The sequence below is a fragment of the Georgenia deserti genome, assembly GCF_042680605.1.
In the GTDB taxonomy this organism is placed as follows: domain Bacteria; phylum Actinomycetota; class Actinomycetes; order Actinomycetales; family Actinomycetaceae; genus Allobogoriella; species Allobogoriella deserti.
Map to the genome: position 1 here is coordinate 244936 of NZ_JBHUEE010000006.1, position 22097 is coordinate 267032.

21 protein-coding genes are annotated in these 22097 nt (G+C 71.0%); 10 read left to right on the forward strand and 11 right to left on the reverse strand.

Features of this window, described 5'->3' with window-relative positions; all coding sequences use genetic code 11:
- Positions 1 to 6: 6 nt before the first annotated feature.
- Positions 7 to 1035 (forward strand): GNAT family N-acetyltransferase, encoded by a 1029-nt coding sequence (locus tag ACFSE6_RS12785; RefSeq protein WP_388007551.1) that lies wholly within the window; start codon positions 7 to 9, stop codon positions 1033 to 1035.
- A gap of 17 nt (positions 1036 to 1052) precedes the next feature.
- On the opposite strand, the gene ACFSE6_RS12790 is transcribed toward ACFSE6_RS12785, so the two are convergent.
- The gene (locus tag ACFSE6_RS12790; RefSeq protein WP_388007554.1) at positions 1053 to 1736 is read right to left on the reverse strand and encodes an SRPBCC family protein; all 684 of its coding nucleotides are present in this window, start codon (positions 1734 to 1736) and stop codon (positions 1053 to 1055) included.
- Between the two features lie 82 nt (positions 1737 to 1818).
- On the opposite strand from ACFSE6_RS12790, the gene ACFSE6_RS12795 reads away from it, so the two are divergent.
- The gene (locus ACFSE6_RS12795; protein ID WP_388007557.1) at positions 1819 to 2376 is read left to right on the forward strand and encodes a TetR/AcrR family transcriptional regulator; all 558 of its coding nucleotides are present in this window, start codon (positions 1819 to 1821) and stop codon (positions 2374 to 2376) included.
- Between the two features lie 293 nt (positions 2377 to 2669).
- Here ACFSE6_RS12795 and ACFSE6_RS12800 read toward each other — a convergent pair whose 3' ends face one another.
- The 3 genes from ACFSE6_RS12800 to ACFSE6_RS12810 all read right to left on the reverse strand — a co-directional run bounded on the left by ACFSE6_RS12800 (position 2670) and on the right by ACFSE6_RS12810 (position 5287).
- Positions 2670 to 4265, reverse strand: coding sequence for an MDR family MFS transporter (locus tag ACFSE6_RS12800; RefSeq protein ID WP_388007560.1), 1596 nt, complete (start codon positions 4263 to 4265; stop codon positions 2670 to 2672).
- Between the two features lie 95 nt (positions 4266 to 4360).
- Positions 4361 to 4975: a TetR/AcrR family transcriptional regulator gene (locus ACFSE6_RS12805; RefSeq protein ID WP_388007563.1), complete on the reverse strand. Its 615-nt coding sequence runs from the start codon at positions 4973 to 4975 to the stop codon at positions 4361 to 4363.
- A 63-nt stretch (positions 4976 to 5038) separates the two neighbouring features.
- Positions 5039 to 5287, reverse strand: coding sequence for a hypothetical protein (locus tag ACFSE6_RS12810; protein WP_388007566.1), 249 nt, complete (start codon positions 5285 to 5287; stop codon positions 5039 to 5041).
- Positions 5288 to 5423: 136 nt separating this feature from the next.
- Here ACFSE6_RS12810 and ACFSE6_RS12815 point away from each other — a divergent pair, with 136 nt between their 5' ends.
- The 7 genes from ACFSE6_RS12815 to ACFSE6_RS12845 all read left to right on the forward strand — a co-directional run bounded on the left by ACFSE6_RS12815 (position 5424) and on the right by ACFSE6_RS12845 (position 13385).
- Positions 5424 to 6314, forward strand: coding sequence for an AAA family ATPase (locus tag ACFSE6_RS12815; RefSeq protein ID WP_388007569.1), 891 nt, complete (start codon positions 5424 to 5426; stop codon positions 6312 to 6314).
- Positions 6311 to 7420, forward strand: a complete 1110-nt coding sequence (locus ACFSE6_RS12820) for a vWA domain-containing protein (protein ID WP_388007572.1) — start codon at positions 6311 to 6313, stop codon at positions 7418 to 7420. The genes ACFSE6_RS12815 and ACFSE6_RS12820 overlap by 4 nt, the downstream gene beginning before the upstream one ends.
- 66 nt (positions 7421 to 7486) lie before the next feature.
- Entirely contained in the window at positions 7487 to 8641 is a 1155-nt protein-coding gene (locus ACFSE6_RS12825) for an XdhC family protein (RefSeq protein WP_388007575.1), read from the forward strand.
- Positions 8642 to 8739: 98 nt separating this feature from the next.
- Positions 8740 to 9279, forward strand: coding sequence for a (2Fe-2S)-binding protein (locus tag ACFSE6_RS12830; RefSeq protein WP_388007578.1), 540 nt, complete (start codon positions 8740 to 8742; stop codon positions 9277 to 9279).
- Positions 9276 to 11759 (forward strand): xanthine dehydrogenase family protein molybdopterin-binding subunit, encoded by a 2484-nt coding sequence (locus ACFSE6_RS12835; RefSeq protein ID WP_388007581.1) that lies wholly within the window; start codon positions 9276 to 9278, stop codon positions 11757 to 11759. The genes ACFSE6_RS12830 and ACFSE6_RS12835 overlap by 4 nt, the downstream gene beginning before the upstream one ends.
- Positions 11756 to 12613 (forward strand): FAD binding domain-containing protein, encoded by an 858-nt coding sequence (locus ACFSE6_RS12840; RefSeq protein ID WP_388007584.1) that lies wholly within the window; start codon positions 11756 to 11758, stop codon positions 12611 to 12613. Before ACFSE6_RS12835 ends, ACFSE6_RS12840 begins: the two co-directional genes overlap by 4 nt.
- Positions 12614 to 12617: 4 nt before the next feature.
- Positions 12618 to 13385: an SRPBCC family protein gene (locus ACFSE6_RS12845; protein ID WP_388007587.1), complete on the forward strand. Its 768-nt coding sequence runs from the start codon at positions 12618 to 12620 to the stop codon at positions 13383 to 13385.
- A 65-nt stretch (positions 13386 to 13450) separates the two neighbouring features.
- On the opposite strand, the gene ACFSE6_RS12850 is transcribed toward ACFSE6_RS12845, so the two are convergent.
- Complete coding sequence (locus ACFSE6_RS12850; RefSeq protein WP_388007590.1) at positions 13451 to 13837, reverse strand: peptidoglycan-binding domain-containing protein; 387 nt, start codon at positions 13835 to 13837, stop codon at positions 13451 to 13453.
- A 223-nt stretch (positions 13838 to 14060) separates the two neighbouring features.
- On the opposite strand from ACFSE6_RS12850, the gene ACFSE6_RS12855 reads away from it, so the two are divergent.
- On the forward strand, positions 14061 to 15164 hold the full coding sequence (locus tag ACFSE6_RS12855; RefSeq protein ID WP_388007593.1) for a GntR family transcriptional regulator: 1104 nt from the start codon (positions 14061 to 14063) through the stop codon (positions 15162 to 15164).
- Between the two features lie 4 nt (positions 15165 to 15168).
- On the opposite strand, the gene ACFSE6_RS12860 is transcribed toward ACFSE6_RS12855, so the two are convergent.
- The 6 genes from ACFSE6_RS12860 to ACFSE6_RS12885 are packed head-to-tail and all read right to left on the reverse strand — an operon-like array spanning position 15169 to position 22009.
- Positions 15169 to 16353: a glycoside hydrolase family 76 protein gene (locus ACFSE6_RS12860; RefSeq protein ID WP_388007595.1), complete on the reverse strand. Its 1185-nt coding sequence runs from the start codon at positions 16351 to 16353 to the stop codon at positions 15169 to 15171.
- Positions 16354 to 16395: 42 nt separating this feature from the next.
- Positions 16396 to 17505, reverse strand: a complete 1110-nt coding sequence (locus ACFSE6_RS12865) for a glycoside hydrolase family 76 protein (protein ID WP_388007597.1) — start codon at positions 17503 to 17505, stop codon at positions 16396 to 16398.
- On the reverse strand, positions 17502 to 18779 hold the full coding sequence (locus ACFSE6_RS12870) for an ABC transporter substrate-binding protein (RefSeq protein ID WP_388007600.1): 1278 nt from the start codon (positions 18777 to 18779) through the stop codon (positions 17502 to 17504). The genes ACFSE6_RS12865 and ACFSE6_RS12870 overlap by 4 nt, the downstream gene beginning before the upstream one ends.
- Positions 18763 to 19653, reverse strand: a complete 891-nt coding sequence (locus ACFSE6_RS12875) for a carbohydrate ABC transporter permease (protein WP_388007603.1) — start codon at positions 19651 to 19653, stop codon at positions 18763 to 18765. Before ACFSE6_RS12875 ends, ACFSE6_RS12870 begins: the two co-directional genes overlap by 17 nt.
- Positions 19650 to 20597 (reverse strand): carbohydrate ABC transporter permease, encoded by a 948-nt coding sequence (locus tag ACFSE6_RS12880; protein WP_388007606.1) that lies wholly within the window; start codon positions 20595 to 20597, stop codon positions 19650 to 19652. Before ACFSE6_RS12880 ends, ACFSE6_RS12875 begins: the two co-directional genes overlap by 4 nt.
- A gap of 50 nt (positions 20598 to 20647) precedes the next feature.
- Entirely contained in the window at positions 20648 to 22009 is a 1362-nt protein-coding gene (locus tag ACFSE6_RS12885; RefSeq protein ID WP_388007609.1) for a glycoside hydrolase family 125 protein, read from the reverse strand.
- Between the last annotated feature and the right edge of the window lie 88 nt (positions 22010 to 22097).

Here is a 22097-nt window from a genome sequence, read left to right on the forward strand (position 1 = left end):
GGCGCTATGCCGACCCCGCTGAGCGAGCGTGCCGCCGCGCCCGAAACCGTCCATGAGCCGACCCATCCCGAGGTCACCTGGCGCGCCGCGACCGCGGCCGACGTCGAGACGGTCCTGGCGCTCTACCGCGCGGCGGGAGCCGTCGACCACCCGTACTTCGTCGTGCCGCGGCACGAGGTGACCGGGAAGTTCTCCAGCTCCACCGTCGACCCTGCGCGCGACACGATGATGGCCATCACGCCGTCCGGTGACGTGGTGGCCGCCGGCTCGGCCACGCTCGGTGCGGGCCGGGCAACCGAGGTCCAGACGTTCATCGCCGGCACCGTCCACCCCAACTGGCGGGGACGTGGGCTCGGGCGCGAGCTTGCCCGATGGCAGGTCGACCGGGCGCGCCAGCAGCTGGCCGGCGTCGACTCGGACCTGCCGGGCTCGATCGGCAACTTCACCGAGGACCATCAGGACGACGTCCTCGCGCTCATGGCCCGGTTCGGTCTGCAGACCCGGCGCTACTTCACCGAGATGGAGTGGCACGGGGGCCACGTTCCAGATGTCGCCGTGCCGGACGACGTGCGGATCGTGCCCTTCACCCGCGAGCTGTCCGAGGCGACCCGGCATGCCCGTAACGACGCCTTCCGCGACCACTGGGGCAGCCAACCCACCCACGAGGAGCGCTGGTCACAGAACCTCGTCGACAACGAGCACTTCCGGCCCGATCTCTCCCGGGTGGTCGTCGAGAAGGCGGCCGGCGGGCCGCGGGTGCTCGCCTTCGCGATGGCCTCAGTGGACGAGGAGAACTGGGCGGTGCGCGGTTGGCGCGTCGCCTACGTCGACCTCATCGGTGTGCGCCGGGAACGTCGAGGGCAGCGGCTCGCCCCGGCGGTCATGGCCGCGCAGATGCGTGCCGTCCGCGACGCCGGGCTCGACGGCACCATCCTCGACGTCGACACCGAGAACCCGACGGGCGCGCTCGGCCTCTACGAGCGGATGGGCTACACGCCGGCGCACCGCGGGCGGGCGCTTCTGCTGGAGATCTGAGCGGGTGACCGGCGCCGTCAGCTCCTGGTGCCGGGACGTGCCTGAGAAGACTTGCCGGAGCGGCACTGTCCCTGGTGGTGGTCGTTCTCGATCCCGGTACGCATAGCGTCCAGGGTGGCCGTCATCATCGGCGTCATGACCCGGTCGAGGAAGCGCTGGACCACCGGCCGCAGGAGTCGGGTGCGGGGGAGGAACGAGTAGACCCACTCGATCCGCGTGCCGCCGTCGACTCGGTGGAACCGGAACTCGGCGACGCCGTGATCGACGGCGAGGCGTTGCGGACTGGTGAATCCCCAGATCATGTACCGGAACGTCTCGGCAGTGTCGACGAGGACCTCCTCGGCGAGGTAGTGACCGTCCGAGAAGTGCACCCGACGCCGGTCTCCCTCCCGGGTACCGGGAGTCCAGTCGCCGACCAGCGCAGTGGTGGCCACGACCGTCGGGAAGTTCTCGAAACGGACGATCTCCTCGAGGCTGCGGCCCGGGGCGTTGTTCCAGGCGAGGACCTGCTCCGGAGTGGCATGCACGAGCACGTCGTGCCGTGCGCTCGCGTAACCGTGTCGCCGGACCTCCGGGCGCGCGCCGGGATACGTGGGTGGCTCGGTCGGCGGCTGCAACGCACGAAGCGCGGTCGTCAGCGTCGCGAGCGTCAGCATCGAGACGGCGATAGCCGCGTGGGTGCGGGTCCCGAGGCAGGCCATGATCCTCCATCGATGCGCTAGGTTGACGCCGTCAACCTAGCGCATCGAGGTTGACGGCGTCAACCATCTCTACGATGAGCGGATGCCGACATCGACGCGTGAGGCCCTCGTCGCCGCGGCCACCGACCTGCTCGACGAGGGCGGCCCGGAACGGGTGACCCTCCGGGAGGTCGGGCGGCGGTCCGGGGTGTCGCACAACGCGCCGTACAAGCACTTCACGGGTAAGCAGGATCTGCTCGCGGCCGTCGCGGCGCGCGAACTCGACGCTTATGCCGAGGCGCTGCGCGCGGGCGGCCACGACGGCGGGCTCTCCCGCGCCGTCGCCGCCTACGTCACCCGCGCGCTCGCCCATCCCGCCCGCTTCCGGCTCGTCTACGGTCCCTGGCCCGCCGGCGTCGGACAGCTCGGCGAGGCTGCGGAGCGCGCATGGACGAGCCTGGTCGAGACGGTGAGCGCCGAGCAGCGGGCCGGGTGGCTTCCGGTGACGATCGGCGCCGTCCGTCTCGCTGACCTCATCCGGTCGACCGTGCACGGCGCCGTCGACCTCGAGCTCGGTGGACACCTGACCAAGCACGAGCACGGTCCGGCGAGCCCGGTCGAGGTCGTCGAGGATCTGCTCGCCGCCCTCCGCCGCGATTGAGTCAGTGCCCGCCTGGGACGAAGCAGTGGTGCCCGGGTGAGCGCTTTCTCGCTCGCCCGGGCACCACTGATGCGGGTCGCAGCCGCTCGTCCCTCACGGCTACCTCCGACTCGGGCTCGTCAGTCGGCCATGTTGTCCGGCCGACTTCCTCACCCTCCGTCTGCGGCTGCCGCTCGTCCCTCACGGCTACCTCCGACTCGGGCTCGTCAGTCAGCCATGTTGTCCGGCCGACTTCCTCACCCTCCGTCTGCGGCAGCCGCTCGTCCCTCACGGCTACCTCCGACTCGGGCTCGTCAGTCGGCCATGACAGCCTCGCCGCGCGCCACCATGCCCGCCTCGTTCCCGAGCTTCACCTCGCGGAGGAACAGCGCCAGTACGAAGCCGATCAGCAGCAGCGGCACGAGGTACCAGAAGGCGGGCGCCAACGCGTCGGCGTACGCGTCGATGACCCCGCTGTGGAGCGGCTCGGGCAGATTCTGCACCGCCTGCGGCGTGATGGATTCCGCGGAGCCCTCGAGCTGCCCGGCCGCCTCCGGCGGAACCGTGGCGAAGACATCCGTGAGCCGATCGCTGAGGCGGCCGGTGAAGATCGTGCCGAAGAGGGCGACCCCGAGCGAGGCGCCGATCTCCCGGAAGAAGTTGTTGCTGGAGGTCGCGGTGCCGATCTCGTGCGGATCCACCGCGTTCTGCACCGCCAGCACGACCGGCTGCATGACCAGGCCGAGGCCCACGCCCAGCACGAAGATCATGACGCCGAACTGGACGGTCGAGGTGTCCCCGGTCAACGTGGTGAGCCAGGCGACCGCGGCGGCGGCGATCGCCATGCCGACGATCGGGTAGATCTTGTACCGCCCGGTCTTCGTGATCAGTCCGCCGGAGGCGATCGCGGTGAGCATGACGCCCGCCATCATCGGGATCATCAGCAGCCCGGACTCGGTCACGCCGGCACCGGTCGACATCTGCAGGAACGTCGGCAGGAAGCTCAGCGCCGCGAACATCCCCATCCCGATGACGAAGCCGATCGAGGTGGCGATGAGGAACGTCCGGTTCGCGAAGAGTCGCAGTGGGATGAGCGGCTCCGTGGCACGCAGCTCGACGACGATGAACGCCGCGATCGCGACGGCGGTCACTGCCACGAGTCCCAGCAGCCGTGTGTCGGACCAGTCGTATCCGGACTCGCCGCTCAGTGAGGTCCAGCTCGTGGTGAGGACCAGCCCCGCCGTTCCGACGGCCATCGTGAGGATGCCGGCGATGTCCACCGGCCGGCGTGAGCGGTGACTCGGCAGCTTGAGCGCCAGGACGGCGGCGACGAACGCCGCGATGCCGATCGGGATGTTGAGCCAGAAGCACCAGCGCCAGTCGGCGTGGTCGGTGAACAGACCGCCGAGCAGCGGACCGAGCACGGCGGAGATGCCGAACAGTGCACCCATCGGCCCCATGTACTTGCCCCGCTCCCGGGCGGGGACGATGTCGGCGATGATCGCCTGCGACAGGATCATCAGCCCGCCGCCGCCAAGTCCCTGCATGCCGCGCCAGAACACCAGACCGCCGAAGCTCTGGGTGAAACCCGCCCCGGCGGAGGCGACGGTGAACAAGGCGATGGCGATGAGGAAGGGCACGCGCCGCCCGTAGAGGTCGCCGAACTTGCCGTACAACGGCATGACGATGGCGACGCCGAGGATGTACGCGGTGACGACCCAGGCCTGGTGCTCGACGCCGCTGAGCTCACCGACGATCGTGGGCAGCGCCGTGCCGACGATGGACTGATCCAGCGAGGCCAGGAACATGCTCGCCATCAGCGCGCCGAAGATCGTCCAGATGAGCTTCCGGCTCAGGACGACGGTGGGTGCGGCGTCGGCCGGTGCGGCGCCGCCGGGTGGTGCAGTCATACGTCAACCTCCGTCTTGCTGAAGTGGGTGGCGGCGCCGTTGCCGATGGTCAGGGTCTGGTGGTGCGGCTGGGCCGGCGGGACGGCCGCGGGGCGTCAGCGGACGACGTCCTTGAAGGCGAGTGCGACGGCGTCCACGTGTGGTGCGACCGCGCCCGTGCGCCCGTGGGCCTCCCAGCGGACGAGTGCCGCGTGCGCGAGGGTCATGGTCGTCATGGCTGCGAGCTCGACGTCGACGGCAGCGGCCTCCGGGCCGAGTCGCTCGCGGATGAGCTCGAGCATCGTGTGCCGGTGCTCGTCGAACGCCGCGAGCTGGCGCGCGCTCAGGCGTGGCTCCTGGCGGGCGAGCTCGAGGGCGCGGCCCACCCGGTCGCGGCCGACGGTGCGGCTGGCGAGGACGAGCCGGGCGAGGTCGGCCAGGTCGTCGAAGAGCCGGCCGGTGGGCCCGCCGTCGGCGAAGGCCCGGACGTCCTCCGGAGCGAGCTCCCACGGTTCGATCGCGAGAACGGCGTCGTCCTTCGAACTGAAGTAATTGAAGAACGTCCGCCGTGAGACGCCCGCCTCGGCGCAGATGTCCTCCACGCTGACGGCGTCGAGGCCACGCTCGCCGACCAGGTGGTGCGCCGCGTCGACCAGCGCTTCCCGACGCGCCCGCTTCTGTCGCTCGCGCAGCCCGAGGTCCTGGTCGGCGAGGGGACTCAACTCACTCACGCCAGCAATTCTTGCACTCCGTGCATCTTTGCACCAGGTGCAATTCGTGTGACGACGGCCTCGCTATCTCCTGCGCACGGCGTTCGCCCAGACCCTGGCATAGCCCTCGCGTCCGTGCTCGTCGACGTACCGGATGCGCGCGGCCTTCGGCGTCCACGCCACGGCGACCCCCTCGACGAGGTGATGGCCGGCGCGGGTCTGGATCCAGGCCGCAACCGGCAGGGGTTCGTCGGCCTGGTGGATGGGCAGGCCGTACTGGGCGGGACCGAGGCTGTACGCCTGGTCGCGCAACGGGACCTGCTCGATCGCCATGGCGACAGAGTAGAGCACGGATCGAACATCTGTACGCCCAGGTCGTCCCTCACCCGCGACTCGTCATTCCTGTGCCGACTGGTCATTCCTGCACAGGTGCGGATACCGGCTGCCCTAGCTGGGTACGCTCCGGAGCATGAATCCTGACGAGGCGTTCAGCAGCCCGGACGCACTCGCGGACGCCCTCGCCGAAACCGGCTACCTCGCCGAGCCCGGCCTGGTCACGGTCACCTGGCTCGCCCACCGCCTGCAGCGGCCGGTCCTACTCGAGGGTGAGCCCGGAACCGGCAAGACCGCGTTGGCGGAGGCCGTCGCCGAGCTCACCGGGCGACCACTGATCCGGCTGCAGTGCTACGAGGGCATCGACGCCACCCAGGCCCTCTATGACTGGGACTTCCCGCGGCAGATCCTGCACCTGCGTACCGTGGAGGCGCTCGCGGCCGGCGAGTCACGGGACGCGGACGCCCTCGAGGCGGAGCTCTTCGACGAGCGCTTCCTCCTGGCCAGGCCGGTCCTGCGTGCCCTGCGGGAGAGTCCGTGCGTCCTTCTCGTCGACGAAATCGACCGTGCCGACGACGAGTTCGAGGCCTTCCTGCTCGAGGTGCTCTCCACCTGGCAGGTCACCGTCCCCGAGATCGGCACCGTCACCGCGCAGCGACCACCGTTCGTGGTGCTCACCTCGAACCGCACCCGGGATCTGCACGACGCGCTCAAGCGGCGCTGCCTCTACCACTGGATCGACCACCCGTCCCTGGAGCGTGAGCTCGCCATCGTGCGCAGCCGGCTACCCGACGTGGACGTCGCTCTGGCCGAGCAGGTGGTCGCCGTCGTCCAAGCCCTGCGCGGCGAGGCCGCCCTCGTCAAGCCTCCCGGCGTGGCCGAAACCCTCGACTGGGCGCGCGCCCTCGTGGCACTCCACGCCAGCCGTCTGGACGTCGAGCTCGCCGCCCGGACCCTCGGCACGGCCGTCAAGTACCGCGAGGACACCGAGCGGGTCCGGCAGGTCCTGGACCGCATGCTGGGGTGAGCGCCGTGCCGTGGAGCCCACCGGAGATGCTGCTCGGATTCGCTCGCGCCCTGCGCACGGCCGGTCTGCCGGTGACGGCGGACCGCGAACGGGCGTTCCTGCGCGCCGCGGCCGAGGTCGGTGCAGGCAATCGCGCCGCGGTGTACTGGGCCGGCCGCTGCACCCTGACCGCCGCACCCGCCGACCTCGGTCCCTACGACCAGATCTTCACGAGCTGGTTCGGCGGTGAGTCCCTCGATGCCGTCACCCACCGCGAGGTGCCCCGAGTCAGCACCGTCCAGGCCGCCGTGACCGACGGGGGTACCAGCGCCGAGGATGCGACCGACCAGACGCTGCGCGCCGCTGCGTCGGAGGTCGAGGTGCTCCGGCGTCGCGACGTCGCCGGCCTGGCGCCCGGCGAACGTGCCGCGTTGCAGCGCCTCTTCGCCACCTTGCGACCGTGCCCGCCGACCCGGCCGGCCAGGCGGCGCACGCCCACACCGGCCGGTGAGCTCGACGGACGGGCAAGTCTGCGGGCACAACTGCGTGGCCTGGGCGAGCCGACCCGGCTCCGCCACAGGCGACGGCGCACCCGGCCGCGTCGCGTCGTGCTGCTCGTGGACGTCTCCGGTTCGATGAGCGCGTACAGCGACGCACTGCTCCGGCTGGCCCACGCCGTCGTCCGTGCCGCCCCGCGAACCACCGAGGCGTTCACGCTCGGCACCCGACTGACCCACGTCACCCGGGCGTTGCGCCAGCGCGACCCCGACCGTGCCCTCCTCGACGCCGGTGCCAGCGTGCCGGACTGGTCGGGCGGGACCCGCCTGGGCGAGACGCTCGGCGCCTTCGTCGACCGGTGGGGGCGCCGCGGCCTCGCCCGGCAGGCCGTCGTCGTCATCTTCTCCGACGGTTGGGAGCGTCACGGCCCCGAGTTGCTCGGGGAGCAGGTGCGCCGCCTGCACCGGATCGCGCACCGCGTCATCTGGGTCAACCCACACCGGGGCAAGGCCGGCTACCGCCCGGTGCAGCAGGGGATGGTGGCCGCGCTGCCGTACGTGGACGAGTTCGTGGCCGGGCACTCGTTGGCGACGTTCGAAGACCTGCTGGACCTGGTGGCCCGTGCATGAGTACCCCGCTGTGCTCCGGCATGCGGCACCATGGTCAGGACGAGGACGTCCCGCGGAGGAGGCCCGATGCGTGAGGTGACCGACCAGCTTCTCGCCTGGTGGGAGCAGGGCCGGGCGGTCGCCATGGGCACCGTGGTGGCGACCTTCCGCTCGGCACCACGGCCGCCGGGCGCCGCCATGCTCGTCGGGCCGGACGGCGAGGCCGTCGGGTCGGTCTCCGGCGGCTGCGTCGAAGGGGCCGTCTACGACCTCGGCCAGGAGGTGCTCGAGACCCGTGTGCCGCAGCTCGAGCGGTACGGCATCAGTGACGACGACGCCTTCGCCGTCGGGCTGACGTGCGGCGGCATCCTCGACGTCTTCGTCGAACGGGTGGACCGCGAGACGTTCCCCGACCTGGGCGACGTGGTCGCGGACATCCGCGCCGGACGGCCGGTCGCCGTCGCCACCGTCGTCGCCCATCCGGACCCGCAGTCGGTGGGGCGCCGGATCGTCGTGCGGCCGGAGGGTGAGCCGGGCGCCGGGAGCCTCGGCAGTGCCCGCGCCGACGACGCCGTGACCGACGACGCGCGCGGTCTCCTCGCCGGCGGGCGCACGGCCACGCTCGAGTACGGCCCGGACGGCGAACGACGCGGTGAAGGCATGCGTGTCTTCGTCTCCTCCCACGCGCCCCGTGCCCGCATGTTCGTCTTCGGCGCCATCGATTTCGCCGCCGCCGTCGCCAGGATCGGCACCTTCCTCGACTACCGCGTCACGGTATGCGACGCGCGGCCCGTTTTTGCCACCGCGTCCCGATTCCCGGACGCCGACGAGGTGGTCGTGCGGTGGCCGCACGAGTACCTCGCCGAGGAGATCGCCGCAGGTCGCGTCGACGACCGCACGGTGGTGTGCGTCCTGACCCACGACCCCAAGTTCGACGTCCCGGTTCTCCAGGAGGCCCTTGCCGGACCGCCGCTCGCCTACATCGGTGCGATGGGATCGCGGCGGACCCACGCCGACCGGCTCGATCGCCTACGCGAGGCGGGTGTCACCGAAGAGCAGATCGCGCGGATCTCCAGCCCCATCGGCCTCGACCTCGGCGCCCGCACGCCGGAGGAGACGGCCGTGAGCATCGCCGCCGAGATCATCGCGTTGCGCTGGGGCGGCGCGGGGGAACGCCTCACCGAGACCTCCGGGCCGATCCATCACAGCGCGGAGATCGCGGCGCCGCTCGAGCGTTCCTGAGCGAGCCGGCGAGAGAAGGTCCGCGAATCGCTTGCCGAAAGGTGACCTGGACCACAAAGATCGGTACTGACGACGACGTCAACCTCCCTGGAGGAACGATGACCCGCATCACCGTCACGGTCGACGGAACGAGATACACCGACGACGTGGAGCCCAGGACGCTGCTGGTCCACTACCTGCGCGAGACCCTCGGCAAGACCGGCACCGTGGTGGGGTGCGACACCTCGAACTGCGGTGCCTGCACGGTCCACCTCGACGGCCGCAGCGTGAAGTCCTGCAACGTCCTGGCCGTCCAGGCCGACGGGCAGGAGGTCACCACGATCGAGGGGCTCGCGCAGGACGGCGAGCTCACCCCGGTCCAGCAGGCCTTCCACGAGTGCCACGCGCTGCAGTGCGGATACTGCACGCCCGGCATGATCATGCAGGCCGAGGACCTCATCGCCCACCACGACGACCTCACCGAGGAGAAGATCCGGGTGGGCATGGAGGGCAATCTCTGCCGGTGCACCGGCTACCACAACATCGTCAAGGCGGTGCAGCAGGCGGCCGGCGCCAACGGTGGCGCCGGGGTCTCGGCCGAGGCCGGCAACGGCCGTCCGGCGGCAGCCGAGCCCGCCACCGAGGAGGCACGGGCATGACTGTCACCGAGGACGCTCCGGCACCGGCAGGTGAGCCGGCGCGCGAGGTCGGCAGGGCCCGGCGCCGCAAGGAGGACCAGCGCCTCATCACCGGACGCACCCGCTGGACGGACAACATCCAGCTCCCCGGGATGCTCCACCTGTCCATGGTGCGCAGCCCCTTCGCCCACGCACGCATCACCTCGATCGAGACGGCCGAGGCGCGCAAGGCCGACGGCGTCGTCGCGGTGCTCACGGGGCAGGACCTGGCCGAGACCCAGGGGTCGCTCCCGTGCGCATGGCCCATCACCGAGGACCAGAAGGCGCCGCCGCACCCCGCCGTCGCGGTCGACCGGGTCGCCTTCTCCGGCGAGGTCGTCGCCGTCGTCATCGCGCGCAGCGCCGCCGCGGCCCGGGACGCCGCGGAACTGGTCGACGTCGAGTACGACGAACTGCCCGCCGCACTCGAGCTGCGCGCCGCCGCGGACGACGTGATGCTCGCTCACCCGGACCTCGGGACCAACCGGTCCGCCACCTGGACGTTCGACTCCGCCGAGGCCGGTACCGGCGAGAACGTCGAGGACGCTATTCGCGACGCCGAGGTGCTCATCGAGCGCGAGTACCGCCAGCAGCGGCTCATCCCTTCGTTCATGGAGCCCCGCTCGACCGTCGTGGACCCGACCGGCGAGCAGGTGGTCATGTGGTCAGCCACCCAAGTGCCGCACATCCTGCGCGTCATGCTCGCCATGACGCTCGGCGTGTCCGAGTCCAAGGTGCGGGTCATCGCCCCCGACGTCGGCGGCGGATTCGGCGGCAAGCTGCAGGTCACCCCGGAGGAGATCATCACCTTCCTCGCGGCGCGGCACACCGGCAAGCCGTGCAAGTGGACCGAGACCCGCAGCGAGTCCATGCTGGCCGCCCACCACGGCCGCGACCAGTGGCAGAAGCTCACGCTGGCCGCCAGGGCCGACGGCACGGTCACCGGGCTCAAGGTCGAGCTCCTCGCGGACATGGGCGCCTACCTCGGGCTGGTCACCCCGGGTGTGCCGATCCTCGGGGCGTTCATGTTCAACGCCATCTACAAGTTCCCGAGCTATCACTTCACCTGCACCAACGTCTTCACCAACAAGACGTGGACGGACGCCTACCGGGGCGCCGGCCGACCCGAGGCGACCTACGCCATCGAACGGCTCATGGACGAGCTCGCCGCCGAGGTCGGTCTCGACCCGATGGAGGTGCGGGAGAAGAACTGGATCACCCACGGGGAGTTTCCGTTCACCACGGTGGCGGGCCTGGAGTACGACTCCGGCAACTACGAGGCCGCCACGGCCCGCGCGAAGGAGCTCTTCGGTTACGACGAGCTGCGCCGCGAGCAGGCGCAGCGCCGCGCTGCCGGGGACCGCGTGCAGCTCGGGATCGGCATCTCCACCTTCACGGAGATGTGCGGTCTGGCCCCGTCCCGGGTGCTCGGCTCGCTGAACTACGGCGCCGGCGGCTGGGAGCACGCCGCGGTTCGGATGCTGCCCACCGGCAAGGTCGAGGTCATCACCGGTTCCTCCGCACACGGGCAGGGCCACGAGACCGCGTGGAGCCAGCTCGTCGCCGACCGGCTCGGCATCCCGTTCGAGGACGTCGAGGTGCTGCACGGGGACACCCAGATCTCGCACAAAGGCATGGACACCTACGGCTCGCGCTCCCTCGTGGTGGGCGGCCAGGCGGTGCTGGGCGCCGCCCAGAAGGTCATCGAGAAGGCCAAGCCGCTCGCGGCGCACGTCCTCGAGGCCAATGTCGACGATCTCGAGTTCGCCGGCGGAGCGTTCCAGGTCCGCGGCACCGACACCTCGATCGGCCTCGGCGATCTCGCGCTGGCCGCATTCGCCGCGCACGACCTGCCGGACGGGATGGAGGCCAGCCTGGACGCGGACGCCACGTTCGACCCGGCCAACTTCTCCTTCCCGCACGGCACCCACCTGTGCGCCGTCGAGGTCGACACCGAGACCGGGCAGACCACGATCCGGAAGTACGTCTCGGTCGACGACGTCGGCACCATCGTCAACCCGCAGATCGTCGAGGGACAGATCCACGGCGGCATCGTGCAGGGCATCGCGCAGGCGCTGTGGGAAGAGGCCGTCTACGACGAGAACGGCACACTCGTCTCGGGCTCGTTCGTCGACTACACGCTGCCGACGACGGCGGACACCATCTCCTTCACCACGGACCAGACGGTGTCCCCCGCCACCAGCAACGACATCGGGGCCAAGGGCGTCGGTGAGGCCGGCTGCATCGCCTCGACCCCCGCCGTCGTGAACGCGGTGGTCGACGCCGTCCGCCCGTTCGGCGTCAGCGACATCGTCATGCCCTGCACGCCCGAGCGCGTGTGGAAGGCCATCCAGGCCGGCACCGCAGGCGGCCGCGCGCCGACCGAGGCCGACGCCGCCGCACACTTCGAGCCCGGCACCCACAATCAGGGTGCCGGCCAGGTCGAGGGAGGCCCGCAATGATCCCCGCACCGTTCGACTACGCCGCACCCACCACGGTGCCGGAGGCGCTCTCGCTGCTCGCCGAGCACGGGGACGAGGCCAAGGTGCTCGCCGGCGGTCAATCCCTGCTGCCGGTGCTCCGGATGCGGCTGAACGCCCCCGAGATGCTGGTCGACCTCGGCAAGCTCACCGAACTGGTCGGGGTCACCGACCTCGGGGACAGGCTGCGCATCGGCGCGATGACGCCGTACTACCAGCTCCTCGCCGATCCGCTGGTCACCGCGCACGCGGGTGTGCTCGTCGAGGCGATCCGGGAGGTCGCCGACGAGCAGGTCCGGCACCGCGGCACCATCGGCGGCGCCCTGGCGCACGCGGATCCGGCCGGCGACGTCGGCGCACCCGTCCTCGTCCTCGACGCCACGCTCGTGGTGACCGGTATGGACGGGACCGAGCGGCGGGTGCCGGCCACCGAGTTCTTCGTCGACTACTTCACGACGGCCGTCGAGGAGGGAGAGATCCTCACCGCCGTCGAGATCCCGAAGCTCGACGGTTGGGGTTGCGCCTACGAGAAGTTCGTCCGCGTCTCCCACCAGTGGGCAATCGTCGGAGTCGCCGCCTGCGTGCGCGCCGAGGGCGGCACCATCGCCGAGGCCCGGATCGGGTTGACGAACATGGGCTCGACGCCGCTGCGTGCCACCGCCGTCGAGCAGGCTCTGGCCGGCCGGCCGGCCACCGAGGAGGGGATCGGTGACATCTGCGCCCGGGTCGGTGAGGGGACCGAGCCGCCGTCGGACCTCAACGGCGACGCCGACTACCGCCGTCACCTGGCCGGGGTGCTGACCCGGCGGGCCGTGCTGGCGGCGGCGGGAGCGTGATCGCGTGGAGCTGACGCACTCGTTCACCGTGCCGGCGGATCCGGCGACCACCTGGGAGCTGCTGACCGACCTCGACCGGGTCGGCAGCTGCTTCCCGGGCGCCACGGTCAAGGAAGCGACCGAGCAGGAGTTCTCCGGGACGGTCAAGGTCAAGCTCGGCCCGATCGCCATGCAGTACGCGGGCTCCGGGACGTTCGTCGAACGTGACGACGACGGCCACCGCGCCGTCATCGAGGCCAAGGGGAAGGACCGGCGCGGCAATGGCACCGCCGCGGCCACCGTGACGATGTCCCTGACCCCCGACGGCGAGGGCACCCGCGCCGACGTCACGACCGACCTGCAGGTCACGGGTAAACCGGCGCAGTTCGGTCGCGGCGTCATGCAGGACGTCTCGGACAAGCTCCTCGGCCAGTTCGTCGCCTGTATCGAACGCCGGCTCGGTGAGGGCGAGGGGGCCGACGGCGCAGGCAGCGGGTTGGACGCGGCCAGCTCGTCCGAGAAGGTGCCGGACGACGGGCCATCGCAGGAGGGCGCGTCGGCCACGACGGGGGCGGCACAGTCCGCGGCCACCGCGGCCGCCGGGGCACCCGCGGCGGCGACCGCCACCGCGGGCTCCCCGCCCGGACGGGCGGCGCCGGCACGAGAGGACGACGACGCCATCGACCTCGGATCCGCCGTCGCGCCCGTGCTGCTCCAGCGCTACAGCGGCGTCGCCGCAGCCGGCCTGATCGGGCTCCTCGTCGGCCTGCTCCTCGGGCGCCGGTGGAGGTAGCGCCCGCGCATCCGGCGACGACGGGTCGCACGCCGGCCCCTACCGGTAGGTCACCACCCTGCCGGTCACGGGCAGATCGGCTTGTCCAGCGGACGGCATCCGGCGACGAGTGAGCTCTGGGTCTTGTAGTCGACGACCCCGTCCGTCCGGCCGATCCACGGGTGCTTGCGTTGCCAGTCCACGACGGCGGCCAAGGTGTTCGAACCGAAGACGCCGTCCGGTGCGACGTCGTATCCGATCGCTCGGAGGTGGCACTGCCAGAAGGTCACACCCCGGTCGTACGGGGCGCTGCTGTCCCGGTCTCCGTAGCGGATCTCGTAGCCGTAGGCCGTGGAGAACGTGGCGCAGACGTCGTACGCCTGCGCCTGGGGCGCGAGCGCGACGGCTCCCGTGGTCCCCACCAGTGCGGTCGCGACGACCCCGACGATCCCGCGCAGGATCCTGTGCTTCACCAAGGTGTTCCCCATGTGATGGCCGCCGACGCAGCGCGTGCGTTGTGTGCGCGCTCGACGCTAGCAGTGCCGAGAGCCGGGCTCCCGGACCGGTCCGGTTATGGCCGGCGTCGCGGATCGACCACAATGAGCGGGTGCGGCCCGAGACGTTCATGAGGTGCGATCCGATGGACGGCTGTGCCCGGGCGGTCCGGACGCACCCGGCGAACGGGACGGGTCGCGCGTGACCGAGGCCCTCTACGCGAAGGTCTACGACACCCTTCGCTCCCGAATCGTCGACGGCGAACTCGCCGTCGGCGACCGGTTGCCGTCCCAGACGGAGCTGGCCGGGCAGTTCTCCGTCAGCGTCATCACCGTCAAACGCGCCCTCGACATGCTCCGTGACGACGGCTTCGTCACGCGACGGCCCCGGATCGGGACCGTCGTGGTCTCCCGTACGCCCGAGGAGACGGTGGACGGGGAGCGGCTCCCGCTCGTCGGCTATCTGGCACCGGGCTTTCACGACGCCTTCGGCTCGCACGTCCTCCTCGGTCTGCTCGCCGCCTCGCGGCACCACGCCCATGTGACCCTGGCGGTCACCGAGGGCGACGCCGACCTGGAGGAACGCCTCATCGAGGAGCAGCTCGCACGTGGGATCGAGGGACTGATCCTGCTTCCCTCCTCCTCCCAGGCCATCCCGCCGACGGTCGCCACCCTGCTCGGCCGGCGCTTCCCGATCGTCATCGTCGACCGCACGCTCGCCGGCATGCCCGTCAGCACGGTCACCTCCGACAACGTCGCCGGTGGCCGCATGGCTGCCGAGTACCTCTTCGACCGCGGCCACACCGGGATCGCGCTGGTGCTCTCGCCGAACGAGATCTCCTCGCTGGAGGAACGACGGCGTGGTGTCATCGCCGCGCACGCCGCCCATCAGGTGCGCCTGGACCCGGACCGGATCTTCACCGACGTCCGGTCGGTGATCCCCGGCTCGACGGTGACGGCCGAGCAGGACGTGGCCGAGCTCCGCGAGTTCCTGGCGTCCCGGCCGGACATCACGGCCTGCGTCACGGCGGAGTACCACTCGGCCCGGCTCGTCCTGCGCGCCGCCCAGGAGATCGGACGCCGCGTCCCGGAGGAGCTGTCGATCATCTGCTTCGACGCCCCGCCCGAGTTCGTCGACGCGGCGCTGCCGTTCACCCACGTCGAGCAGGACCAGCACACGATCGGCCGGCGAGCCTTCGACCTGCTCGCCCGTCAGCTCGGTGAGCGCGGGCTGGTGGCTCAGGAGACCGTCCCGGTCCGGATCGTCGAGGGCGGCTCCACAGGACCGGCCCCGCGGCAGGGCTGAGCAGTCAGCGCGAGCCGGCGCTCTCCTCCAGCGACGCGCGGACCTCGAGCGCCATCACTGCCGACAACTGGGTGGACAGGTCCGTCGTCGCCGATGCCGGGCCGGTCCAGTCCGGTCCGGCCAGCACCCGGCCGCCGCGGTTCCCGCTTTCCCAGAGCGCGTCCGTGCTCGTCCGGATGAACGCTGCGAGCTCGGCGGCCGGTCCTCCGGTGCCGGTCTCGTTGAGCAGCTCCCAGACGTAGCGGTAGTAGATGCCTGCGAACAGACCGCCGTCGCCCTGACCTTCCGAGCGGAAGACGCCGCCGTCGCCGAGCTCACGGACGGCGGCAGTGGCGGTACGGGTGGCCTCGGCCAGAAGCGACGCGTCACCATGCACACGGAAGGCCTCCACGAGCGCGCCGACCCACACGCCCTGGCAGTACGTGAAGATCCAGTCCTGGTCGATCGCGCCGTCACCGAGGCGGTTGATCCCGTCGGCCACGAGGGCCGAGTCCGGGTCCAGCAGCGTCTCCCGCAGCCATGTCACCGCCGCGTCCGCGTAGGAGAGGTAGCGTCCGTCACCGGTGTCGGCGTGCAGCCGGTAGGACAGGATCGCGAACGGGCCGTTGGAGGGTGCGTTCTTGTAGTCGAGCTGGTCGCGGCGCCACGCCACGCTGGGGCCGTAGGTCTCGTTCCACCCCTCGGTCGCGATCTCCTCCCAGAGGGCGACGGCGTCGTCGAGATGGTTCGTGCGGCCCGCGATGCGCCAGAGCCGGTGCAGGGCGAGCGCGTACCACCCCATGTCGTCGAAGTAGTCGTTGACCAGCCGGCCGTCGTTGCGGTGTCGGATGGCGCGGGCCAGACGCGTGGCGTCCGCGAGAGCGTCCCGGCTGCCGGTGCGCAGGTGGCCGTCGAGGCGGGCGTCGACCGCGTGCGCGAGCCACCAGTAGTGGAACTGGTCGTCGCTGCCGGGGCTCGTCGGGTACGTGTTGTGCAGCACCTGTGGCCACGCCGCACCGAAGTAGTGGATCAGTCCCCGCTGTCCGGCGGCTGCCCGGGCGCGCCACCGGCGGGCCGGCGCCGGGGACGGTGGCGCGGCCGCGTGAGCGGACGAGGCCAGGCCGGCCGGCGCGAGAGCGCCGGTGACCGCGGCCGCACCGATCGCGCCGAGTGCTCGCCGCCGGGTGAGGTGCGTCGTCGTCGGTGTCATGAGCGGACTCCTCCTTGAGTGTGTGGCTAGCGGTGGGCGTGCTCAGGGCTCCATCCGCGCGCGGACCTCGAGCGCCATGATGGCGCTGAGCAGCGTCGAGTAGCCCACCTGTGCGGGGGCCGGCCGCGTCCAGTCGTCGCCCGGGCGCAGGACGACCTCGCCGCCCGGCTCCGGGCGGGTACGGGCGTGCTCCCACAGGATGTCGGTGCTGGACCGGACGAAGTCGGCGACCGCGGCCACCGGGCGCTCGTCCAGCAGCTGTGCCGCGTAGCGGTACCAGACCCCCTTGAAGAGCCCGACGTCGCCGCCCGCGGCGTCCGGGACGTGGTCGTCGACCACCTCGCCCTCGTGGCGGAAGACACCACCGGTGGCGAGCTCACGGATCGACGTCAGCGCGCACCGTTCGGCCTTGTCGAGCCACGCGGCCTCCCCGGTGGTCCGGAACAGCTCCACGCACGCGCCGATGTACAGCCCCTGGTTGTAGGTGAAGCGCCACTGGGTGTCGATCTCCGTGCCGCCCTCCCGCCCGAGCCCGTCCTCCACGAAGCAGTCCGGGCCGACGAGATTCGCTTCCAGCCAGGCCGTCGCCGTCCGGGCACGCTCGAGGAAGCGTGGCTCGCCGGTGCGCCGGTGGAGCCGTGCGCCCAGGATGATCAACGGGCCGTTGGCCGGCGTGTTCTTGTAGTCCGGCTGCTGCCGGCGCCAGGACAGCGAGGCCCCGTGCGTGTCGTTCCAGCCGTACGTGACCACGTGGTCCCACAGCGCCAGCACGTCAGCGGTGACAGCGTCGGACTCGTCCGTCTCCGCGGTGGCCTCGGCCAGGCGCAGCAATGCCAAGGCGTACCAGAGCATGTCGTCGAAGTAGTCGTTGAACAGACTGTCACCGTTGCGGCGGCGGATGTTGTCCGCCACCCGGCGCGCGCTGTCCAGCCACGACTCCTCGCCCGTGCGGGCGTAGGCGTCCAGGCGGCAGTCGATGACGTGCGCGAGCCACCAGTAGTTGAAGAGCTCGTCGTCGCCGGCCGGGTGCGTGTTGTGCAGCAGCTGTGGCTCCGGTGCGCCGTAGAGCGCGTCGAGGCTGCGCTGGGCCAGGTCGGCCCGATCCGGCCAGGCCGCGGTGGCGCCGGGCGCGGGGGACTGCGTCGTGGTCATCGATTGGCCTCCAGGATCCGGTCTCCTTGTTCACGTGCACGTGCGAGCGCTTCCGGGCCCGAGCGCGCGCCCGAGGTGACCTGCTGCAGTTCGGGGATGAGGGCGAGCTGCTCGACGTCGGCGTAGCCGGGGACCGGCGGGCGGATCCGTGCCACCTCGACCGTCTCCACGATGGGCGCGAAACGCTCGTTCACTGCCCTGGTCGCGGCCTCGGCGGCCTCGACGTTGGCGGGGATCCATCCGCTCAGCTCGCTGAAGCTCAGGCTGTTCTCCGGCTCGAGCGCCCACCACTTCATGAGCTCCCACGCCCCCTCCGGCTCGGGCGCGTCGACCGGGATGACCAGACCGAAGCCGCCGAGGGCGGCTCCGCGGTCCCCGCGCGGGCCCGCGACCGCCGGGACGACGCCGTAGTCGAGCCCGTCCACGGCGTCCCAGGTGGGGAACTGCCACGGACCGTCGTACTTGATCGAGACCAGCCCCTGGGCGAAGGCGTCGATGCCGTCGGAGAAGCCGAGGTCGTAGACCCGGCGGCGGTGCAGCAGGTCGTCCCAGTAGTCCAGGACCTCCAGGCCCTCGGGGGAGTCGAACGCGGTGCGGCGTTCGGCGTCGTCGAGCATCTGTCCGCCTGCCTGCTGCAGGTACATGCTGAACAGGCCGACGTCCTGCAGGTCGAAACCCGCGCGCCGGAGCCTGCCGCCTTCCCGCACCGTCAGTGCCTCGGCGGCGTCGGCGAGCTCGGCCCAGGTGGTCGGCGGTGCCAGACCGGCCTCGTCCAGATGCGTGCGGTTGTAGAAGACGGCGCGCGAATCGACGAGCAGCGGGACGCCGAACGCCTCGCCGTCGATCTGCATCTCCCGCATCGCCTCGGGGTAGAACGCGCCGAGGTCGACGCCGTCGCGCTCGGCCCAGTCCTGGATCGACCTGAGGGCGCCGCGGCGGCCGTACTTGGCCGTCTGCCACCGGTCCCACAGCACGATGTCGGGCACGTTGCCCGCTGCGATTCCGGTGAGCAGCTTCTCCTCGAGCACGCCCTGAGGGGTGTACCGGACTTCGAAGTCGTTCTGGGCGGCGTTGAAGGCGTCGAGTTGCTGCTGGATCTGTGCGGCCTGGTCACCGCCCCAGCCGCCCCACATGCTGAGGATCCGCGCGCCCGAGGCGGTGAACCGGGCCGGGTTCGGCGGCGCGCACGAACCGAGCACGGTGGCGCCCATGCCCGCGGCGAGGGCACCGAGAACGGTGCGCCGGCTGAGCCGGCGGTCAGCGTGCGTTGACATGCGCGACCCCCTCGATGATGTAGCGCTGGGCGAAGATGAACAGCACGATCACCGGCAGGCTGGTGATCACCGTGCCCGCCATCAGAGGGCCGTAGTCCGTCTGGTAGTCCGTGACGAAGGAGGCCAGGCCCACCTGGACGGTCCACATCTCCTGGACGTTGAGCACGATGAGCGGCCACATGAAGTTGTTCCAGCCGGCCTGGAACGTCAGGATCGCCAGCACGGCGGCGCCGGCCTTGGCCAGCGGCAGGTAGACCTGCGCGAAGATCCGGAACTCGGAGGCGCCGTCGATGCGCGCGGCCTCCCCGAGCTCGGCGGGGATCGAGGAGAAGAACTGGCGCATGAAGAACACGGCGAACGCCCCGGCCGCGCCCGGCAGGATGATCGCCCAGTAGGTGTTCAGCAGGCCGACGCCGCCCTGCCCGATCAGGTTGTTGCCGCCGGCCAACGGAATCGCCCGCAGCACCAGGAAGCTCGGCACCATCGTCACGATCCCCGGGACCATGAGCGAGCCGAGCAGAGTGACGAACAGGGCACGCTTGCCGCGGAACTGCATCCGCGCGAACGCGTAGCCGGCGAGGGAGCCGAAGAACAGGTTCAGCACGACCCCACCGACGGCGAGGACGAGCGAGTTGAGGAAGTACCGCGCGAAGGGCACCTCGGTCATCACCCGGGTGTAGTTCTCGACCGTGACGGTGCGGGGGATGAGCTCGAGCGAGCCGGAGAGGATGTCACCGGCCGGCTTGAGCGAGGTGATCACCGTCCACAGCAACGGGAAGACGGTCAGGACCGAGACGGCGACGACGGCGATCCACCAGGCGGCCGCGGCGATCCGGCGGCGCGGCGTACCGGTGCGGACAGCGGGCGCGCTCATGTGTTGTCCTTCCCGGTGACGCGGGCGTTGATGACCGCGAACACCGCGATGATCGCGAACAGCACGAAGGAGATCGCGGACGCGTAGCCCATCTCGAGGTTCCCGAAGCCCTGCGTGTAGACGTAGTAGACGAGGGTGATCGTGGAGTTCGCCGGTCCGCCTTTGGTGAGCACGTACGCCTGGTCGAAGACCTGGAACGCGCCGATGACCAGCAGCGTCGAGACCAGAAAGGTCGTGCGGGACAGGCTCGGCAGGGTGATGTAGCGGAACTGCTGCCACCAGGTCGCGCCGTCGATGCGGGCCGCCTCGTAGAGCTGAGGCGGGATGCCCTGCAGCCCGCCCAGATAGATCATCATGTTGGTGCCGAAGCCGGCCCACACGCTCATGAGGACGATGGCCGGCATCGCCCACTGCGAGTCGTACAACCAGGCCGGCCCGTCGATGCCGAACCAGCCGAGCGCGACGTTGAGCATGCCGAACTGCGGGTTGAGCAGCCAGTACCAGATGGTGGCCGTCGCGACGGTCGAGGACACGACCGGGATGTAGAAGAAGGTCCGGAACAGGGCGGAGACCCGGACGTTGCGGTTGAGGAGCAACGCCGTCGCGAGGGCCACGACCAGTCCGAGCGGGACGAACATCAGCGTGTACCACGCCGTGTTCCGCAACGCGATGAAGAAGTACGGATCGAGGAAGAGCCGGCGGTAGTTCTCCAGTCCCAGCCACTGTGACTCACCGATGACCGAGTAGCTGGTGAAGCTCATGACCAGCGCCATCCCCGCAGGAATCACCACGAAGATCGCGAACAGCGCCATCGGCAGGGCCACGAAGGCCCACGCCCACCGTTCCTGGATGCGCCACTGCCGCGAGGGTCGGTTGCCCAGGGGTGGTGCGGAGCGCGTGCGCGCGCGTTCGCCCGGCGGTGCCGCCGGTGCTGTGGTCGTCATGTCCGATCACCTCCTCTGCCGATCGGCACGCCGCGTCGGTGCGGTGTGCGTTATGCCGTGCCACCCGGACGGGGCGCAGACCGCCCCTGCCGGGAATCGGTCGTCCCGGGAACGGGGCGGCCGAGGATGTCCAGGACGAGCTCGCAGAACATCGAGTCCGCCCAGCTGAACCACTCGCGGGTGAAGCGCTGCGGGTCGTCCACGTGGTACGACTCGCACATCCGACCGCGGCTCCGGTTCGCCGCGAGCACCTGCTCGACGACGGCGTGCTTGTCGGCCTCGTCCGTGGCGGTCAGCCCCCGGACGGCGGCGGCGATGGGCCAGACGTGCCGCGGGGGAGTGTGCGGGCTGCCGACGCCGTCGCCCGTGGCTCCGCGGGCGAAGGTCGGGTTCGCGTCGCTGAGGACGAACCGCCGCGTCGCGGCGTAGAGCGGGTCGTCCCCAGGGACGGCGCCGGTCAGCGGGAGCGAGAGCAGGCTGGGCATGTTCGCGTCGTCCATGAGGAGGTGGTGCCCGAGTCCGTCGACCTCGTAGGCGAGGATCCGCCCGTGGTCCGGGTGCTCGACGACGCCGTGCTCCAGCGTCGCGGCTTCGAGCTCGTCCGCCAGGGCCTCGGCGCGGCGGGCCAGCCCGCCGTCCTCGACCGGGCCGTCGGCGAGCTCGGCGAGGTCGCGCAGCGAGGCGACGGCGAACAGGTTGCCGGGGACGTTGTAGTGGTAGCGGCACGCGTCGTCGCTCGGGCGGAACGCGCTCCACGTCATGCCGGTCACGGCCACCGGGCTGCCGTGCCCCCCGCGCACGAGCGTGTCGGACGGCGGGCAATCGGTTCGCGCGAAGCGGTAAGGGGAGCGATTCTCGTGATCCTGCTCGGCCCGGAGCGTCTCGATGATCAGGTCGGCGCTCGCGCGGAACGCGTCGTCGAGGTGGTCGGTCCGTCCGGTGCCCGCCCAGAGCTGGTGGGCGAGCTGAAGCGGGAACGCGAGCGAGTCGACCTCGTACTTACGTTCCCAGATCCACGGGCTCATGTCCGTGTCGTCGTCCTGGTGGCCGGCGCCGTCGGCGCCTCGGTTGAACGCATTGGCGTACGGGTCGCGCAGGATCTGCCGGCTCTGTCGGCGCACCACCGCCGAGATGACGTCCGCCAGCGCGGGATCGGCGTGGGCCAGTGCGAGGTACGGACGCAGCTGTGCCGCCGAATCCCGGAGCCACATGGCCGGGATGTCGCCGGTGAGCACGAAGGCGGTGCCGTCGGCCTCCCAGCTGACGGCGTCGGTGAGCGTGCGCCGCATCGCGGCAGTGAACATCTCTGCCGCCTCGGCACCGAGTGCGGTACGGACCTCGGCGGACAGGTCGGCGAGAAGCGCCTCGTCGATCCCCGTCGGTGCTGCGCTCACCTCGCTGTGTGTGGCCACCGGACCTCCACTAGCAGTTGAATATATCGAATGAGTGGAAAGTAGCACATGGTGGCGGGGAGGGCCGGCCCGATAGGGTCGACTGCGG

Bases quoted from the DNA above. Each gene is read 5' to 3' on its own strand.
- ACFSE6_RS12785 (WP_388007551.1), top strand. From the start codon at position 7: ATGCCGACCCCGCTGAGCGAGCGTGCCGCCGCGCCCGAAACCGTCCAT.
- ACFSE6_RS12790 (WP_388007554.1), bottom strand. From the start codon at position 1,736: ATGGCCTGCCTCGGGACCCGCACCCACGCGGCTATCGCCGTCTCGATG.
- ACFSE6_RS12795 (WP_388007557.1), top strand. From the start codon at position 1,819: ATGCCGACATCGACGCGTGAGGCCCTCGTCGCCGCGGCCACCGACCTG.
- ACFSE6_RS12800 (WP_388007560.1), bottom strand. From the start codon at position 4,265: ATGACTGCACCACCCGGCGGCGCCGCACCGGCCGACGCCGCACCCACC.
- ACFSE6_RS12810 (WP_388007566.1), bottom strand. From the start codon at position 5,287: ATGGCGATCGAGCAGGTCCCGTTGCGCGACCAGGCGTACAGCCTCGGT.
- ACFSE6_RS12815 (WP_388007569.1), top strand. From the start codon at position 5,424: ATGAATCCTGACGAGGCGTTCAGCAGCCCGGACGCACTCGCGGACGCC.
- ACFSE6_RS12825 (WP_388007575.1), top strand. From the start codon at position 7,487: ATGCGTGAGGTGACCGACCAGCTTCTCGCCTGGTGGGAGCAGGGCCGG.
- ACFSE6_RS12830 (WP_388007578.1), top strand. From the start codon at position 8,740: ATGACCCGCATCACCGTCACGGTCGACGGAACGAGATACACCGACGAC.
- ACFSE6_RS12835 (WP_388007581.1), top strand. From the start codon at position 9,276: ATGACTGTCACCGAGGACGCTCCGGCACCGGCAGGTGAGCCGGCGCGC.
- ACFSE6_RS12840 (WP_388007584.1), top strand. From the start codon at position 11,756: ATGATCCCCGCACCGTTCGACTACGCCGCACCCACCACGGTGCCGGAG.
- ACFSE6_RS12860 (WP_388007595.1), bottom strand. From the start codon at position 16,353: ATGACACCGACGACGACGCACCTCACCCGGCGGCGAGCACTCGGCGCG.
- ACFSE6_RS12865 (WP_388007597.1), bottom strand. From the start codon at position 17,505: ATGACCACGACGCAGTCCCCCGCGCCCGGCGCCACCGCGGCCTGGCCG.
- ACFSE6_RS12870 (WP_388007600.1), bottom strand. From the start codon at position 18,779: ATGTCAACGCACGCTGACCGCCGGCTCAGCCGGCGCACCGTTCTCGGT.
- ACFSE6_RS12875 (WP_388007603.1), bottom strand. From the start codon at position 19,653: ATGAGCGCGCCCGCTGTCCGCACCGGTACGCCGCGCCGCCGGATCGCC.
- ACFSE6_RS12880 (WP_388007606.1), bottom strand. From the start codon at position 20,597: ATGACGACCACAGCACCGGCGGCACCGCCGGGCGAACGCGCGCGCACG.